The 16698-nt window shown below is 61.5% G+C and carries 15 protein-coding genes and 1 other annotated feature (1 of these 16 cut by a window edge); of the genes, 11 read left to right on the top strand and 4 right to left on the bottom strand.

Annotated elements, in window-relative coordinates; all coding sequences use genetic code 11:
• Nucleotides 1-133: a binding site (T-box leader), on the top strand (it extends 128 nt beyond the left edge of the window).
• A 79-nt stretch (nucleotides 134-212) separates the two neighbouring features.
• The 3 genes from aspS (at nucleotide 213) to gyrA (ending at nucleotide 5223) form a co-directional block, all read left to right on the top strand.
• Nucleotides 213-1592, top strand: a complete 1380-nt coding sequence (gene aspS / locus ACPQ6D_RS00875) for an aspartate--tRNA(Asn) ligase (RefSeq protein ID WP_423222395.1) — start codon at nucleotides 213-215, stop codon at nucleotides 1590-1592.
• 98 nt (nucleotides 1593-1690) lie between these two features.
• Nucleotides 1691-2041, top strand: coding sequence for an SdpI family protein (locus ACPQ6D_RS00870; RefSeq protein ID WP_423222394.1), 351 nt, complete (start codon nucleotides 1691-1693; stop codon nucleotides 2039-2041).
• Nucleotides 2042-2157: 116 nt separating this feature from the next.
• Nucleotides 2158-5223 carry a DNA gyrase subunit A gene (gene gyrA, locus ACPQ6D_RS00865; RefSeq protein ID WP_423222393.1) on the top strand — a complete coding sequence of 1022 codons (3066 nt, stop codon included), beginning with the start codon at nucleotides 2158-2160 and terminating at the stop codon, nucleotides 5221-5223.
• A gap of 70 nt (nucleotides 5224-5293) precedes the next feature.
• Here the strand turns inward: gyrA and ACPQ6D_RS00860 are convergent, their stop codons facing one another.
• The 4 genes from ACPQ6D_RS00860 to ACPQ6D_RS00845 form a co-directional block, all read right to left on the bottom strand.
• Complete coding sequence (locus tag ACPQ6D_RS00860) at nucleotides 5294-6841, bottom strand: glycosyltransferase family 39 protein (protein ID WP_423222392.1); 1548 nt, start codon at nucleotides 6839-6841, stop codon at nucleotides 5294-5296.
• A 6-nt stretch (nucleotides 6842-6847) separates the two neighbouring features.
• Complete coding sequence (locus ACPQ6D_RS00855) at nucleotides 6848-7552, bottom strand: hypothetical protein (RefSeq protein WP_423222391.1); 705 nt, start codon at nucleotides 7550-7552, stop codon at nucleotides 6848-6850.
• 139 nt (nucleotides 7553-7691) lie between these two features.
• Nucleotides 7692-8999 carry a hypothetical protein gene (locus ACPQ6D_RS00850; RefSeq protein WP_423222390.1) on the bottom strand — a complete coding sequence of 436 codons (1308 nt, stop codon included), beginning with the start codon at nucleotides 8997-8999 and terminating at the stop codon, nucleotides 7692-7694.
• Nucleotides 8996-9847, bottom strand: coding sequence for a biotin--[acetyl-CoA-carboxylase] ligase (locus ACPQ6D_RS00845; protein ID WP_423222389.1), 852 nt, complete (start codon nucleotides 9845-9847; stop codon nucleotides 8996-8998). Before ACPQ6D_RS00845 ends, ACPQ6D_RS00850 begins: the two co-directional genes overlap by 4 nt.
• A 219-nt stretch (nucleotides 9848-10066) precedes the next feature.
• Here ACPQ6D_RS00845 and ACPQ6D_RS00840 point away from each other — a divergent pair, with 219 nt between their 5' ends.
• From ACPQ6D_RS00840 to ACPQ6D_RS00805, 8 genes are all read left to right on the top strand, one after another.
• Nucleotides 10067-10567: an HIT family protein gene (locus ACPQ6D_RS00840; RefSeq protein ID WP_423222388.1), complete on the top strand. Its 501-nt coding sequence runs from the start codon at nucleotides 10067-10069 to the stop codon at nucleotides 10565-10567.
• 107 nt (nucleotides 10568-10674) lie between these two features.
• Nucleotides 10675-10968 (top strand): hypothetical protein, encoded by a 294-nt coding sequence (locus ACPQ6D_RS00835; protein WP_423222387.1) that lies wholly within the window; start codon nucleotides 10675-10677, stop codon nucleotides 10966-10968.
• A gap of 123 nt (nucleotides 10969-11091) precedes the next feature.
• Nucleotides 11092-12255 carry an acyl-CoA dehydrogenase gene (locus ACPQ6D_RS00830; RefSeq protein WP_423222386.1) on the top strand — a complete coding sequence of 388 codons (1164 nt, stop codon included), beginning with the start codon at nucleotides 11092-11094 and terminating at the stop codon, nucleotides 12253-12255.
• A 17-nt stretch (nucleotides 12256-12272) separates the two neighbouring features.
• Complete coding sequence (locus ACPQ6D_RS00825; RefSeq protein WP_423222385.1) at nucleotides 12273-13310, top strand: alcohol dehydrogenase catalytic domain-containing protein; 1038 nt, start codon at nucleotides 12273-12275, stop codon at nucleotides 13308-13310.
• 3 nt (nucleotides 13311-13313) lie between these two features.
• Nucleotides 13314-13826: an acyltransferase gene (locus tag ACPQ6D_RS00820; protein ID WP_423222384.1), complete on the top strand. Its 513-nt coding sequence runs from the start codon at nucleotides 13314-13316 to the stop codon at nucleotides 13824-13826.
• Between the two features lie 26 nt (nucleotides 13827-13852).
• Complete coding sequence (locus ACPQ6D_RS00815; protein WP_423222383.1) at nucleotides 13853-14497, top strand: DUF1405 domain-containing protein; 645 nt, start codon at nucleotides 13853-13855, stop codon at nucleotides 14495-14497.
• 21 nt (nucleotides 14498-14518) lie between these two features.
• Complete coding sequence (locus ACPQ6D_RS00810) at nucleotides 14519-16069, top strand: acyl-CoA carboxylase subunit beta (protein WP_423222382.1); 1551 nt, start codon at nucleotides 14519-14521, stop codon at nucleotides 16067-16069.
• A 42-nt stretch (nucleotides 16070-16111) separates the two neighbouring features.
• A complete protein-coding gene (locus tag ACPQ6D_RS00805; protein WP_423222381.1) occupies nucleotides 16112-16663 on the top strand; it encodes a hypothetical protein in 552 nt (183 codons plus the stop codon).
• Nucleotides 16664-16698: the final 35 nt, after the last annotated feature.

Raw genomic sequence — 16698 nt, 5'->3', positions numbered from 1 at the left:
TGTGTCTATGTCAAGTAAATCATGCCGGTGGCGTCCGTTACGCGCTGCTGGTCAGAGATGACCGCTGAAGGTTTTAGCCGTGAGGCCGAAACAAACCAGGGTGGTACCACGAGTTGCGCCTCTCGTCCCTCGGACGGGTGGCGCTCTTTTTATTCCCGCAAACGGCCAGTCGGGCTGCCAACCCGACCGACCGCCAACGTTTAGGAGGAGACATGTCAACGGAAACCGTGGTATCCGCGCCGCCGCGTGTGCGCACGAATGAAGCCGGCCGCGCCGTAGGTCAGCGCGTGCGCCTGTGCGGATGGGTGCATCGCCTGCGCCAGATTGGCGCGATCAACTTTCTTGTCTTGCGCGATGGCTTTGGCCTGTTCCAGGCGGTGTTGACGCCGGAAGAATTGGCGCCGCTGGCCGGCTGCGTGGAGGGCAGCGTCGTGGAGGTAACAGGCACAGTCGTATTCGAAGCCCAGGCGCCCGGCGGCCATGAGCTGCACGACTGCCACGTGCGCGTCATCACCGCCGTGACGGAGCCGCCGCCGTTCGAGATCAACAAGAAGGAAGTCAAAGCCACCCTCAACACCTTCCTGGATCACGGCGTGGTCGGACTGCGCCACCCCAACAAATGGGCGCTGTTTCGCCTGAGCGCCGGCATTATGGCCGGGTTCCGCGCCACCTTATCTGCATTGGGTTTCACCGAGGTGCAAACGCCCAAACTGGTGGCATCGGCCACGGAAAGCGGCGCCAATGTCTTCAAGGTAGACTATTTCGGCCGCCCCGCCTACCTGGCGCAAAGCCCGCAGTTCTACAAGCAAACGATGGTGGGCATCTTCGAGCGCGTCTTCGAGGTAGGCCCCGTCTTCCGCGCAGAACCGCACGACACCACGCGTCACATCAATGAATATGTCAGCCTTGACGTGGAGTTCGGCTTCATCGAGAACCACTTCGACGTGATGACGCTGCTGGCAGCGGTCATTCAGGGCATTTTGCAGCACCTGGCGGCCGCTTACGCCGCCGAACTGGCGCAACTGCGGGTGAAAATGCCGGCCTTTGCCGCGCCCGGCGCGACCTCTCCATTGGCGGCCGCGGGGACGGGGGGCATGGTCGCCGATATCCCTTGGGTCTACTTCCCGGCGGCGCAGGAGTTGATCTTTCGGGCCACCGGTGAGGATTGCCGCGGCGAGCCTGACCTGGCGCCGGCGCATGAGCGCTGGCTGGGGCAGTGGGCGCAGCAAACGCTGGGGAGCGATTATTTGTTCGTCACCGGTTACCCCATGGGCAAACGACCGTTCTATACCCACCCCAACCCGGCCGATCGGGCCTTTTCCAACAGCTTCGATCTGCTGTTTCGCGGCACGGAGTTGGTGACCGGCGGTCAGCGCCTGCACCGCTACGCCGATTACATCGCATCATTGGCGCAGCACGGCGTGACCGATTTGGCCGCCTTCGAGGCATACTTGGAAGTGTTCAAGTACGGCATGCCGCCGCATGGCGGTTTTGCCATCGGCCTGGAGCGCTTCTTGATGCAGCTCTTGGGACTGGACAACATCCGCCTGGCGACGCTCTTCCCGCGCGATCTCAACCGCCTGACGCCATAAGGGGCGCAGGATGGGCGATGGGCTGGGGCGCAAAGCCATGCGCCCCAGCCGCAGGTCGTGCGACTGCAGGCAGCGCGCCGCGAGGAACGAGGAAAGCCATGACCGATGAGACGTTCTTACTCTATCTTTTCGTGGGCAGCGGCGCCCTACTGAGCCTGATTGCCATCCCTTTGATGCGCCGCCGGGTGCGGCCCAATCTATGGTATGGCTTTCGTGTGCGCCAGACCCTGGACGACCCTGACATCTGGTACGCGGCCAACGCGTACGCGGGACGGCGCCTGTTTTGGCTTGGCCTTTTGACGATCGTGGCGGCCATTATCCTTTACCCCCTTCCCGGTCTTAGCCTGGATGGTTATGCCCTGCTGGTCGGCGGGGTTGTGCTCATCGCCTTCGTGGTGGTCATCGTGCAGAGTTTTCGTTACCTGGCTACACTGACGCGGCGGCCTTGATCGGTCCTTTTACGGGATAGCACACTTGTTCTTGCCATAACGATCATTCTATGGCATACTTCGGCTAGATCGCCGCTACTGCGCGCAGCTCAAAACACGTATCCATGGAACAGCATATGACTATCGGCACCATTCGAACCATTGATATTGACCAGGAAATGCAGACGGCTTACCTGGATTACGCCATGAGCGTCATCGTGGCGCGGGCGCTGCCCGACGTGCGCGACGGCCTCAAGCCGGTGCATCGGCGCATTCTCTACGCCATGCACGACATGGGCTTGACTGCCGACAAGACGCACAAAAAGAGCGCACGCATCGTCGGTGAAGTGCTGGGTAAGTACCATCCGCATGGCGACGCTGCGGTGTACGAATCTATGGTGCGCATGGCGCAGGATTTCTCTCTGCGCTACATGCTGGTGGATGGTCAGGGCAACTTCGGCTCCGTGGACGGCGACAACGCCGCAGCCATGCGCTATACTGAAGCCCGCCTGGCGCGCATTGCCTCCAGCGTGCTGGATGACATTGACAAGGACACGGTTGAGTTTGGCCCCAACTTCGATGAGTCGCTGCGCGAACCGACGATTTTGCCAGCCCTACTGCCCAACCTGCTCGTCAACGGCGCCAGCGGCATTGCCGTAGGCATGTCCACCAACGTGCCGCCGCACAACCTGGGCGAAGTCTGTGATGCCCTGGTCTATCTGATTGACCATTACGAACGGGCCGACGAGGTCAGCATCGAAGAACTGATGCAGTTCATCCAAGGGCCTGATTTCCCCACCGGCGGCCTGGTTTTCCGCTATGGCAAAACCAGCACGGGCGAGCAGGAAGACCTCATCGCGCAGAGCTATGCCGTGGGCCGCGGGCGTTTTGTCATTCAGGCCAAAGCGCACTTGGAAGAGATGAGCCGCAACCGCAACCGCATCGTGGTGACGGAACTGCCCTACATGACCAACAAAACGCGGCTGCTGGAGCGGATTGCGGAGCTAGTGCGTGAAGGCCGCCTGGATGGCATCAGCGATCTGCGCGACGAGTCCGACCGCACCGGCATGCGCGTCGCCATCGAGCTCACGCGGACGGTGGACGCGCAGCAGATTCTGAATGAGCTTTTCCGGCTGACGCCTATGCAGCAGACCTTCTCCGTCTCCCTGCTGGCCCTGGTGGACGGCGAGCCGCGGCTGCTGTCGCTCAAGAAAATTCTGATCCATTACGTCGAACATCGCCGCGAAATCATTCGGCGTCGCACAGAGTTCGATCTGGCGCGGGCGCGTGCGCGAGCGCACATTGTGGAAGGATTGTTGATTGCACTCAAAAATCTGGATGAAGTGATTCAGATTATTCGCAGTTCGCGCACGACCGAGACCGCACGCGCCAATTTGATGAAGCGCTTCCAACTGAGCGAAATCCAGGCGCAGGCCATCCTCGATATGCCGCTCAAACGCCTGGCGCAGCTTGAACGGCAAAAACTGGAGCAGGAATATAAAGACCTGCTGCGGCTCATTGCCCAATTGGAGGCCTTATTGGCCTCGCAGAGCAAAATGCTGGCTCTCATTCAGGATGAGCTGCGCCAGCTCAAGGCCACCTATGGCGACGCCCGCCGCACGCAGATTGTGGAACGGGCCAAAGGCAAAATGTCAGCGCATGACCTGCTGCCCGATCAGGATGTGTGGCTGACCGTGACCCGCGACGGCATGATTGCGCGCCGTCCATTGGAGGAACTGAAGCCGGAGACGCTCCGCAGCCTGGCGCCAAGCGCGGATCTGGCCCTGCTGCGCGCCAACACGCGGCACTACCTGGCGCTCTTTAGTCGCGACGGTCGCAGCGCGCGCTTGGGCCTGCATCAAGTCAACGAAGGCGCAGGCAGCCATTGGGCCGATCTGAGCGGTTTCACGCGGCGCGATCGCGTGGCGGCCGTGACGACAATCGCGCGCAACTTGAACGGCGATTGTCACTTGGTGCTGGTGTCACGCCAGGGCAAGGTCAAACGCATCACACTGACCGATTTCCTGGATGCTGTCAACCTGGAGCCAACGACCGTCTTCAACCTGGATGACAAGGATGAGCTTGGCTGGGTCATGCTGGCGCAGGGCAGCCAGGAATTCGTACTGGTGACGCGCCAGGGTCAGGCCATTCGCTTCAAGGATGAGGATGTACGCCCGGTGGGCTTGCCCGCGGGTGGGGTCAACGCGGTCAAACTGGCCCGCAGTGACCAGGTGATCTACGCCGGACTGGCAACGCCCGGAACCGAGCTGCTGACCGCAACGGAGTTGGGGTACTTGAAGCGCAGCGGGCTGGACGATTTCCCCACGCAGGGTCGCGCCGGCAGCGGCGTTGTGGCCCACAGCCTGAACGCCCGTTCTGGCGAACTGGCGCAGGCCGCGGTCGTGGCCCCAGAGAGCCTGCTGGCGGTGAGCACAAACCAGCCATCCTGGCATGTCATGGCCCTGACCGATGTGCCGCTGGCCGGACGCAACACGCAGGGCAAGCTGCTGCTGCCGCTAGCCCACGGGCAGAAGGTGTCGGGGCTGCTGACGGTCAGACAAGACAAGTCGGCAGAGCTGAGCGATGAGGCGCCTCTGCCGCGCCCCGAGCCGAGCCGCAGGAAAGCGAGCCAGGCAGGGGCAAAGACCAGGAGCCAGGCTCAACCCGCCGCATCCAGCCAACTGGCGCTGGCTCTGCCGGCCGCGCCAAAGGCCAAATCAACGCCCGCTGCGCCAAAAGCCAAATCCAGGGCTGCACAGGCGCAGCCAAGGCCGGCCGCATCCACGGCCAAAAAGGTGAACCGGGCCGCGGCGTCGGTTGCGGCACCCGCCCAACCAACCCTGACGCCAGCTCCCACATCCGCCAAGAAGACCAAACCCGCGGCGGCGACCAACCAGCCGCTCATACAACCGAAAGAGCCGCCCCCAGCGACGGCTGCGCCCGCGGCCAGGGAGGCAAAACCGGCCGCCGCGCCTGTGGCTGCGCCCGTCCAGCCAACCCTGGCGGCCGCTTCTTCATCCGCCAAGAAGACCAAACCCGCGGCCGCGCCGCCAGCCCCGGCTGCGCCTGCAGCCAAAAAGCCGCTTATTCAACCCAAAGACGCGCCCGCGCCCGTCACGGTCGCTGAGAAGCCGGCCACGCGGCGCAAGGCTGGCGCGGCCGCAGAGACGCCCGCGCCCAAACCGCCTAAAGCCAGGCGGTAACTGACCTGGAAGATGGCCGCGGATTGCCTGTTTTCATTGCAGGTTGTGCGCCCCGCGCATGGGCGGCAGCCTAACGTAAAGCCCAACGTGTGACGCGCACGCCGTTGAGCGCGGCTTCGGCCGTGATTTGCCCATGGTTGGCGAGCCACTGCCGATTGAACCCGCGCCGGTCCCATGTCTCCGCCTCGGATTCGATCAACCACACGTGTGTAACCCCTTGCAACAAGCGGCTCAACGTTGCGCCAACCCCGTCGGCCGAGACGCGCTGGCGGTCGTTGGTGTAGGGCGCTTCGCGCCACGCGTAGTCCCAGCCCGCGTAATAGGCATAGGTGAAACGGCTGTAGGGGTGCAGAAAGATCAGCACATCCGTCGGGTCGCGGCGCGCCTGCACGAACGCGGCCGCGGCGCGAAAATCGCTCTTGATGGGCGTCACCGCCTGGCCCCACACGCCGATCAGATTGAGCATGAGCGCCAAGACCAGGGCGGCAATCGCCAGCGCGCGGCTGCGCTGCCCCACCAGGTAGACGCCAACCGCGCTGAGCAGATAGAACGCCGGGCCAATGTAGATCAGGTAGCGATCGTTGAACAGCGGGACCCGCAGCGTGATCAGAAAGAGCAGCAGCGGGGGCGCGATCAACCAGACGCCCAAAAAAACGACGGGCCTTCGCCAACTCCTCCGTGGTTGCAGGTACGCCAAGACAAAAGCCGCCAGCAGCAAGAAGATCCATACACTGACCAGGCCGATGGGCGGCGCGGCGCGCATGCCGCGGCCAAAAGCGGCCAGCAGGATGGCGAGTTCACGCGGCAATGGCACGAAGTCAAAGCCGGGGCTAAACGTGGGCGATGTGAAAAGCCGCCACTGCCACCAAACCAGGGGCAGGTAGGGCAGCGTAAAACAGGCCAGGGCTGTCAGCGCACCGCGCCAGTGCTGTCGTGTGCGCGCCGGCGCCAGGATGAAGATCGCCGCATGCACCGGCAGCATCAAGACGAGCATCACGTGCAGATAGAAGCCGAGGCTGGTGAGCACGATATACATGAGCCAGCGCAGGCGGGTGTTGACCGCGCCAGGGGTCAGCGCCCACAGCAGCGCCAGCAGGCTGCCCAACGCCAGCGCCGTCACCAGGGCGTACATTTTGCCTTCCTGGCTGTACCACACCAGGTAGGGCGACGATGCGCTGAGGAGCGCGGCCAGCCCGGCAATCCAACCAACGCCGGTCGGCAAACCGGTCGCTGCGGCGAACACGCGCAGCAGACGGCGCGCGACGAGCCAGGTAAGCGGCACACTGAGGACGCCCCACAGCACGGAGAAAAAGCGCAGGGCAAACTCACTCTGACCAAACCACTGCAGCCAGGGACGGAGTAGTAAGAAGAAGAGCGGGCCATTTTCGCCTGGCTTGCCGAAGGTGCTGAGCAGTTCCGGCAGCGGCCGCGTGGCAAAACGAATGGCGTCTACTTCATCGCGCCAGAGACTCTGGAAATCGAGATGAACGACGCGCAAGGCAAAAGCCAGCAGCACGATAGCTGCCACCAGCCATGACGAAGCGATTTGGCGCCGTCGCGTCACCAGTGTTCTCGCCGCGCGGTCAGCCCTGGGCGAGGCAAGCGGCTGGCTGGTCATGCCAACCTACTCCCCTGGCCGGCGACGCAGCCAGAAGAAGAGGCCGGCGCCGATTGCCAGCATGAAGAGGATGCCGCAGCCAAGCCAGATGAAGCTCAGCGCCTGGATCACAGTCTGCCCAAAGGGCCCCGTTTCAGCCGTTGGCGTGGCGCCGGCCGGCAGCACGACGGGGCTTTCAATCGGCGGCGGCGGGGGCGGCAGCGAAGAAGGAACGGGCGGCGTCGGCGTCGCGGTCGGCGGCAAGGGCGCGCCGGGGGTGGGCGTGTCGGTCAGCGCGGGCGCGGTGGGCGTGTCGGTGAGCGCAGACGGGGTTGGCGTCTCAGAAGGCGTGGCTGCCGGCAGCAGAGGGGTGTCGGTTGGCGTCGGCGAAAAAGGCGCGGGTGTGGTTGGCGAGGGCCGCGGCGTAAAGGTGGGGGGCGGCAGCGTGTTGAAGGGGGTTGGTGTGTCAGTCACCGCGGCCGGTGTAAACGATGGCGTCCACGTCGGTGTGATCGTGGGCGTGGGAGTGGCGGTGGGGTTGGTAGAATTGGACTGAAAAGGCGCCGGTGAGGCCTGGCTGGCTTCGAGATGCAGGCCGATGGCCAATGAAGCCAGGGCCAACCACAACAGGACGTGGCCGCCGTTTGTTTGGTCATGGCGGGGGCGCGCAGCGGGTGACGTCGCCGCGTGCGCAGCAAGACGCCGGTAACAGGCAGCGAAAAATCGAATCACCCGGTCTCTTTTCTCAACCCCCACCATCGTGCGCAATCTACACGGCAAGCGAGAACTCCACTTTCCCGCCTAACGAAACCGGTGTCATGCGCACCCGCTTGCAGACGATGTCAGCAGGTGACATTATAGCAGATGATTGTCAGGGCGCCAACGCATACGAACGCCACTGCTGTTCGAAACTGCGCAGGTTGAGACCGAGCCGCGCCATGGTCTCCGCGGCGGACAGGCCGTCGCCCAGCGCGCGCAGAAGGACCGGAATGCGCCCTGGGTCCGTGCTGTCTGCCAGATAGGTGACGACGTTATACGATTCGGCCAGCGCAATGGACGTGCGTTCGAGGCTGCTGAAGCGGAAAGGGGGCCACAGTGAACTGATCGGTAAGAACTGTCCTTGCGAGGCTATCGTTTTGAACTGTGCGACCAGGCTTTGCGTCGCGCTGTTGTCGGGCGCCAGGCGCTGAAGTTGCCAGAAGACGATACCCTGCAGCAGGACCCAGTTGCCATTCGCAAAATTGCGTGAGCGCAAGAAGAGGCCTGACTTCTCCATCGCCAGCCGCAGGCTGATATCATAGGCTACGGTTTCCACCAGTTCCGCGGGGAGTTGACCATCGCGCCGCATGCCGGTCAACTGCGGGGAGGAGATGTGGAAGCGCCCCTCATTGAAGCGCGCCTGCACCGGCTGTGTTTCGGGATCCAAGTAGAACTCAAGCTGCGGGCTGGCGCCCACGTTGAAATCAAGATGCGTCCGGCTGTAGAAGTCCTCGGCCACCTGACTCAGGGCTTGCACCAACGCTTCGTCTTTTTGACGGTAGAAGAAGCGCATGTGCCGCGTTTCCAGGCTTTTCTCCTCGCCCCAATACGCGGTGTCAGGCGCGGTGCGTTTCCAATGACCGTCCACCAGGCGGTAGAATTGGACGCGCTGATAGTCCACACCCTCTTGTTGGTACTGCACCGTGGCCCAGGCGACATCGCCCGTCAGGATGAAATCGTCCAGGGTCAACGTGGCGCTGACCGCGCTGCGGCGCAGTTGATCGAGCTGCGTCTTTTGCAGATTCTGCCAGGCCGCGTCGGTGTCGTCCTGGAACGCGAGGAAGATCTCCGCATCGCCAGCTGCCAGCGCGTTGGCTTCGACGGTAATAACGGCCTGCAAATCGGCGCGCGCGGCCGCGCGGTTACGAAGCGCCAGGGCGTAAATCACGCCAATGCTAATGACCGTGCCGATCAGGACGCCCAGGCCCAGGTAGCGCACCACACGCATTGTTTCCCAATGCGTCGTGCGCTGCGAAGCGACCTGACGCCCTTTCGGCTTTTGAGCCGGGGTAGGAGCCACGCGTGCGCTTTGCTCTTGGGCGTCTGGAGGTCGCCAATCGTGCTTCGCCGCACGGTGATCATGCTCGTCGCGGTCCCACCGTTCGTCTTCGGCGTCATGCCAATCGAATTGAATACTCATTGGAAATCCCTGTGGGTTGACGGCGCCCGATCGAGTAACGTCACATCCCCGGCCCACACGGTGTAGGGCGCGCCGTGATCGTCTTGGATGAGCAGCGCCCCGTCAGGATTGGCCCCGGTCACCGTACCGGTCAGCACCATGTGAGGGAGTGTTACCTGCACCCTTTGTCCCTGGTATGCCATGCGCTGCGACCACGCCGCATAGGGCGAATGTCCGGCCTGCAAACGTTCGTAATGCGCTTCGACGTGGCGCAAGATGGCCTGTAAGAGCGCCAGACGGCTGATGCTGCGGCCCATCGCCTGGGAAAGGCTCGTGGCCGTTGCCGCCAGCTCGTCATCCGGCGGTCGTGTGAGATTAACGTTCAATCCCAGGCCGACGACAGCGTAGGTCATGCGGTCGCCGTCCAACTGGGTTTCGGTCAAAACCCCGGCCAATTTCCTGCCATGCAGCAGGAGGTCGTTCGGCCATTTCAACTGGATAGACAGCCCGGTCATCTCTTCGATGGCCGTCGCCGCGCCCAGGCCAACGCACATCGTCAAGCGGCCGCCCTGCTGGGGGTGGAGATTGGGCCTGAAGAGCATCGAAAGGAGCAGGCTGGAGCCAAACGGGGCCTGCCAGGTGCGCCCCAAACGCCCCTTGCCGGCTGTCTGTTCATCAGTCAACACAACCAACCCCTCGTGGGCGCCTTCTTGCGCGGCCATGTGCACCACGGGTTGGGTGGAAGCAATCACCGGCAGATAGCGCAGCGGATGGCCGAGAAAGCGCGTGGTCAGCGCCACGCCGGAGCCTGTCGTCAAGGCATGGGTCAGATCATCATGATCTGTGTGCGACTCTATGGTCATGCGCATACGATACACCGATTATGGGCCCAGGTCAAGGAAGGTAGCTTCCGCAAACGCCTGAAGATGTGGAGACTGCCAGGAAGCCTTCACAGAGAAAGCCCGTATTTGGCAAGCGGCCAGGTGATCTGCCAGTCTCACGATGCCAAATTGACGCTGCGCGGCACATCTGGTACACTGAAAGGGTACCCAATCGCTTCAATTTATCATCCGACAAAGGTAGCGACTATGTCAATCCTGTGGGCACCCTGGCGCATGAGCTACGTTCGAAGTCATTCCCAGCAACCGGTGATTGGCTGCGTCTTTTGTGACAAAGCTGCCGGCGCCCAGGACCGAGACGAGTTGATTCTGTTGCGCGGCCGCCACAACTATCTCATGATGAATCTGTATCCTTACAACAACGGGCACTTGCTCATTGCGCCGTATGTTCACAAGCCTAGCTTGGAAGATTTGCCGACTGAAACGTTGACGGAGATGATGATGATTGCCAACCAGGCGTTGGCTGCGCTGCGTGAAGCGCTCAAGCCGCACGGTTTCAACCTGGGCATCAACCTGGGAGCAGTGGCTGGCGCAGGCGTGGCTGAGCACATCCACATGCATATTGTGCCGCGCTGGGGCGCTGATACGAATTACATGACCGTCACGGGGGGAACGCGCGTCATCCCAGAGTCCCTGCAGGTCACCTATGATCGCTTGCTGGCGGTGTTGAACCCATCAGCAATCCCCTGACGCCGCGAGGCGACACGTATTGCCTTTTTTCGTCAATTTGCCTTGTGGTTTTGCCTCAGATAGTGTAAAATGAAACTACCTTACGATCGTGCGAGAGGAAGATCGGTTTGAAACGATTAGGCATTGCCCTGTTGAGCGCCGGCTGTGGTTTGATCGTTGGCGCGGCTGTTCTCTATTTACTGGCAGCCCTGCTGGAAACAACCCCCTGGGTTGCTCAACTTCTGGCCGGCGTCCTCACGCTTGTGATCAGTCTTGGCCTGGCGTTCGTCTTGTCACGCGCCGCCGGCAGGCTGGTCGGGAACCTCATCGCCACGCTGGTTGCAATTCCCTTGCTGCTTGGCGTCTTCCTGGGCTGCGGGATGCTGTGGGCCGTTCTAGGGGTTGTGATCACGGGCGGTTAGTTCATTTGATGTGATGTGAGTCAGGTACTGCTGCGGCAGTTCATTCGCCTGCAAGCCTTCCGCAGGTTGCCGATACGAACGGGGCACGGGCTAGTCCGTGGCCCGCACGCATGGAGGTCATAGATGGACTTAAGGCTCAATGACGAGCAACGGATGATTCGTGATGTGGCACGCGACTTTGCGCAGAAGGAAATCGCGCCTGTGGCGGCCCACTTCGATGAAACTGGCGAATTCCCCTTTGAGATTGTCAAGAAGATGGGCGCCTTGGGCCTGATGGGAATCGAGGTGCCCGAAGAATACGGCGGCGCCGGGCTGGATACCCTCGCCTACGTATTGGCGATTGAAGAAGTGGCCAAGGCCGACGTCGCCACCAGCACCATCCTCTCGGTCAATAATTCCCTCTACTGCCACGGCTTGCTCAAATTTGGCACCGAGGCGCAGAAACAAAAATTCCTGATGCCCATTGCCAGCGGGCAAGCCATTGGCGCTTATTCGCTGACCGAGCCGATGTCCGGATCCGATGCGGGCAGCATGAGCAGTCGCGCGGTGCGCAGCGCGGATGGCAGCTATTACACCATCAATGGCCGGAAATCGTGGGTAACGAGCGGGCCGGTGGCTGATTATGTGGTCCTCTTCACCATGACGGAGCCAGCGAAACGGCACAACGGTATTTCTGCGTTCGCGATTGAAACCGATCGCCCTGGGTTCATTCGGGGCAAGGTGGAACCCAAGCTGGGCATTCGCGCCAGCGCCACTTCAGAGTTGATCTTCGAGGATTATCAGTGTCCAGCCGAAAACATGATCGGGCAACCGGGCCAGGGCTTCAAGATCGCCATGACGGTGCTCGATGCTGGCCGTATCGGCATTGCTTCGCAGGCGCTGGGCGTCGCTGAAGCTGCGTACGAGGCCAGCGTGCTGTATGCCCAGGAGCGCCACGCCTTTGGCCGCGCGATCGGCGAATTCCAGGGGATCCAATGGAAAATCGCCGACATGAAGACCCGCATCGAAGCCAGCCGCCTGCTCATCTACAACGCCGCGTTGGCAAAGATGGCTACCAAAGAGACCGGCGGACGTTACACGCTCGAAGCCGCGATAGCCAAGCTGCACGCCAGCGAGACGGCCATGTTCGTCACGCACCAGGCCATCCAGATTCACGGCGGCATGGGTTACAGCAAGGAACTGCCGCTTGAGCGTTATTTCCGCGACGCCAAGATCACCGAAATATACGAAGGCACCAGCGAAGTGCAACGGCTGGTGATTGCGCGCCAGGAACTGGGATTGCGTTGAGCGGCATGGGTGACAGGATGAAAGCGGTTGTTTTCTTCGAGCACGGCGGCCCGGAGGTCCTTCAGATCCGCGAGGACATTGCCGTGCCCAAGTTTGGGGCTGACGATGTCTTGGTGCGAGTGCAGTATGCCGCGCTCAACCGGCTCGACCATTTCGTGCGTAAAGGTTGGCCAGGCCTGCAGCTCAAGATGCCGCACATCCTGGGTTCAGACGGCGCGGGTACGATTGCGGCGATCGGTGAACGCGTCGAAGGCTGGCAGGTGGGCCAACGGGTGACGTACAACCCGACTTTGTGGTGCGGCAAGTGCGCGCACTGCGTGGCCGGCGACCATCCCTACTGCGACGAGTTTGCCATGCTGGGCGAACATGCCCCTGGCAACTACGCGGAGTTCATCCGCGTGCCGGCGCGCAATCTCCTGGCGATACCGGATCATGCCGATATGCTGGCCGCCGCGGCCGCCCCGGTGGTCTATGTCACCGCCTGGCGGATGCTGTTCACCAAAGGCCACCTGCAGCCTGGCGAAACCGTCCTGATCGTCGGCGCGGGCGGCGGCGTCAACACCGCGGCGATCCAATTGGCAAAATTCGCCGGCGCCGGCGTCTATGTGGTCGCCGGCGATGCCAACAAGGCGCAGGCGGCGTTGGGCCTGGGCGCAGATTGGGTGGTTGACCGCAGCGCGCAACCCAACTGGGGCAAGGCGGTGTGGGCGAAGACCAACAAGCGTGGCGTCAATGTGGTGGTGGACAACGTAGGCGAGCCGACCTGGCTCAACAGCCTGCGCAGCCTGGGGGCCGGCGGCCGCCTGTTGACGGTGGGAGGGACGGCCGGTTATAATGCCGTGACGCCCATCAATATCGTGTTTGCTCGCCAGCTGCACATCATCGGCTCGACCATGGGCAGCCAGGCTGACTTCACGAAGGTCATGACCTTGATCTTCGATGGCAAAATCAAGGTGGCGGTGGATCATGTTTTCGCCCTGCGGGACTATCCCCAGGCGCTGGAACGCATGATGACCGACCAGCACTTTGGCAAGTTGGTTGTGGAGATCGGATAAGCCGTGGCAGAGCCGGGCAGCAGGCGCCAGGATCGCCTGCAAATTCGACCGTCGCCCGACGAACGGAATACGTTGCAGCATCTGTATCGCACGACGCCCCTGTGGCGGGTGGTGCGCAATTGGCTGGTGATCTACACGGCGCGCTATGTGCCGTGGTTGAATGTCAAGCGGCGTATGTACCAGGCGCTTGGAATATCCGTCGGGCAGGACGCCTCGGTGGCCCTTGCGGTTGTGCTCGATATTTTCTTCCCCGAAGAAATCTCCATCGGCGCCAACTCGATCATCGGTTACAACACCGTGATCCTGGCGCATGAGTACCTGCGTCGGCAATGGCGCAAAGGCCCAGTGGTCATCGGGCGTGACGTCGTGATCGGCGCGAACTGTACGATACTGCCCGGCGTCGTCATTGGCGATGGCGCGGTCGTCTCCGCAATGAGCCTGGTGAACAAAGACGTTGCACCCGGCGCAATCGTGGGCGGCGTGCCTATTCGACTGCTGGGCGAGACTGAAGATTGAAAAATGAAGATGAGGACCTACCTGTCATGTTGAATGTCCATCGTCCTGTGCGACAGATTTTCGACCTGTTTCAGCGCCGTGACATTGCCTGGACGATCATCATCTTGAACCTGATCGGTTTCGTTGCGGGCACACTCTACTGGTATGGCCCGCATTTCCTGTATGGCAAGGATGGGATGGGCGCGCCATCGCCTCTTCTCTGGGTCTTCATTCCCGATTGCCCGCTTTTTGCCTTTCTTTTTGTGGTTGCCTTTTTCGGCCTGCGCCGCCACAAAGCGTGGAACTGGTTTTACACCATCGCCGCCATCGGACTCATCAAATACGGCGTATGGACGGTGACTTTCTGGTTAGCCTACTGGGGTTTGGGCGCCTCTCTCACCCTGGAAGGCGTCGTCATGACCGTGGCGCATATCGGCATGATCGCGCAAGGCATTTACTTGTTGACTCAATTCCGCGCCGAGGGGCGGCATGTGCTGCTGGCTCTGGCCTGGTTTGTGCTCAGCGATTTCGTTGATTACGGCCTGGGTGAATACCCGTTCTTCTATCCAAGCGTACCTTTATGGCTCATGCAATGGCACACGATCATCATGACGTGGCTGCTATCGGCATGGGTAGCCCTCCTGGCTGCACGCAAAGCACCCGTGCTTCAAGCATCGAACGCCAAATCATAATTCTATGTGGAGGTCAGCCCAGTGACGCTCGACCCGAAGATCAAAGAACTACGAGACCTTAGAGAGCAAGCCAAGTTGGGGGGTGGCGCCGAACGCATCATCCGTCAACACGAAAAAGGGCGACTTACCGCACGTGAGCGCCTAGAACTCCTGCTCGACAAGGGCAGCTTCCGTGAACTGGACATGTTTGTCACCCACCGGACGACCGATTTCGGTCTGGCCGATCAGCGCATCCTCAGCGATGGCGTGGTGACAGGCTATGGCACGATTGACGGACGCCTCACTTTCGTCTATTCACAGGACTTCACCGTTTTTGGCGGTTCCCTGTCCCAGGCTCATGCTGAGAAAATCTGCAAAGTCATGGATATGGCCCTCAAGAACGGTGCGCCGGTCGTTGGCCTCAACGACTCTGGCGGCGCCCGCATCCAGGAGGGCGTCGTCTCCCTGGGCGGCTATGCCGACATTTTCCTGCGCAACACCCTGGCTTCCGGTGTGCTGCCGCAGGTCTCGGTGATTCTTGGCCCCTGCGCGGGCGGCGCTGTCTACTCGCCCGCCATCACCGACTTCATCATCATGGTCAAAGACTCGAGCTACATGTTCGTAACCGGGCCTGAAGTGGTGAAGACAGTGACGCACGAAGATGTCACCTTCGAAACGTTGGGCGGCGCGCTGGTGCATGCCAACAAGAGCGGGGTGGCGCATTTCGTGGCCGAAGGCGAAGAAGAGGCCATGTTCCTCAGCCAAAAGCTGCTCGGCTATTTCCCACAGAACAACCTGGAAGACCCACCGCGGCGCGCCCCAACCGATGATCCGCTGCGCATGGATCCAGACTTGGATGGACTGATACCCGACAACCCCAACAAGCCTTACGACATGAAAGATGTCATTGAGCGTATCGTGGATGATGGCGATTTCCTGGAAGTCCATGAGCATTTTGCCCGCAACATCTTGATTGGCTTTGCCCGCTTGGGCGGACGCACCATTGGCATTGTCGCCAACCAGCCGATGGTGCTTGCCGGCGTGCTCGACATTGACGCTTCATGGAAATCCGCGCGCTTCGTCCGTTTCTGCGACTGTTTCAACATCCCGATCGTGGTGTTCGAGGATGTGCCTGGCTTCATGCCCGGCATGGCTCAAGAGCACGGCGGCATCATTCGCCACGGCGCCAAGCTGCTCTACGCCCTGTGCGAGGCGACCGTGCCCAAGATTACGGTCATCACGCGCAAGTCATACGGCGGCGCCTATTGCGTGATGAACAGCAAGCACATCCGCGGCGACCTGAACCTGGCCTGGCCAACGGCTGAAATCGCCGTGATGGGACCCGAAGGCGCGGTGAACATCATTTTCCGGCGTCAATTGATGGAGGCTGCAGATCCCGATGCGGAAAAGGCGCGCCTGGTGGCCGAGTACCGCGCCAAGTTTGCCAATCCGTACGTGGCGGCCAGCCGTGGTTACATTGACGATGTCATTGAGCCGCGCGAAACGCGGCCGCGGTTGATCAACGCGTTGGAAATGCTGCAAAACAAACGCGATACGAACCCGCCCAAGAAACACGGCAACATTCCACTGTGAACGTTGCCGATCGGTATCAAGGTCAGCATCTCGGAAAGAGTCATGCAACTAAACGTCGAACTACCTGATTGGCAATTCGTCGCCGCTGGCAGTCCTCGTCTGCGCTCTGGCTCGCTCATCACGGTTGTTCTGGATGGCGGCGCCGTGGCGTTTGGCGACGCCGGAGGCCTGGGGCAGATGCAGCTCGCCGTGCAGGGACAACCGCGTCTTGTGCCGCTGGCGCCGGGCCTCTTCGCAGTAGCCGGTGTGATCACCGGAATCACCGATTACGAACTGGACGGCGACACCCTGATCGAATTCGAAGTAGACTGCGGCCTGCCGGTGCGCTTCACCTGTTTCCCTGACAGCCATGATCTGCCGCTCAACGGGCTGTGGGTGAGCGGCCTGGTCTCGCTAACCATCGTCATGGCCGAATCGGACACACGTCTGTTGGGCCAGCCGCTGACAGCCATCGTGCAAGAGATTCAACAGTGCTGTTTACGCAGCGCCGAAGAGAGCTTCGGCGAACTTCGCTCGTTGCAGGAGCTTGCACCTTTGCCCTTCAGTCCTGACCTGGTGTACCTGACCTTGTACCTGCGAGGCAGCCACGCGTAACCGAGACAAGATCGTTCCTGATATCAACAGGAGGC

This window comes from Candidatus Amarolinea aalborgensis (genome assembly GCF_900491745.1).
Taxonomy (GTDB): Bacteria; Chloroflexota; Anaerolineae; order SSC4; family Amarolineaceae; genus Amarolinea; species Amarolinea aalborgensis.
Note: the sequence above shows the minus strand (reverse complement) of the source record. Positions and strands in the feature narration are given on the sequence as shown.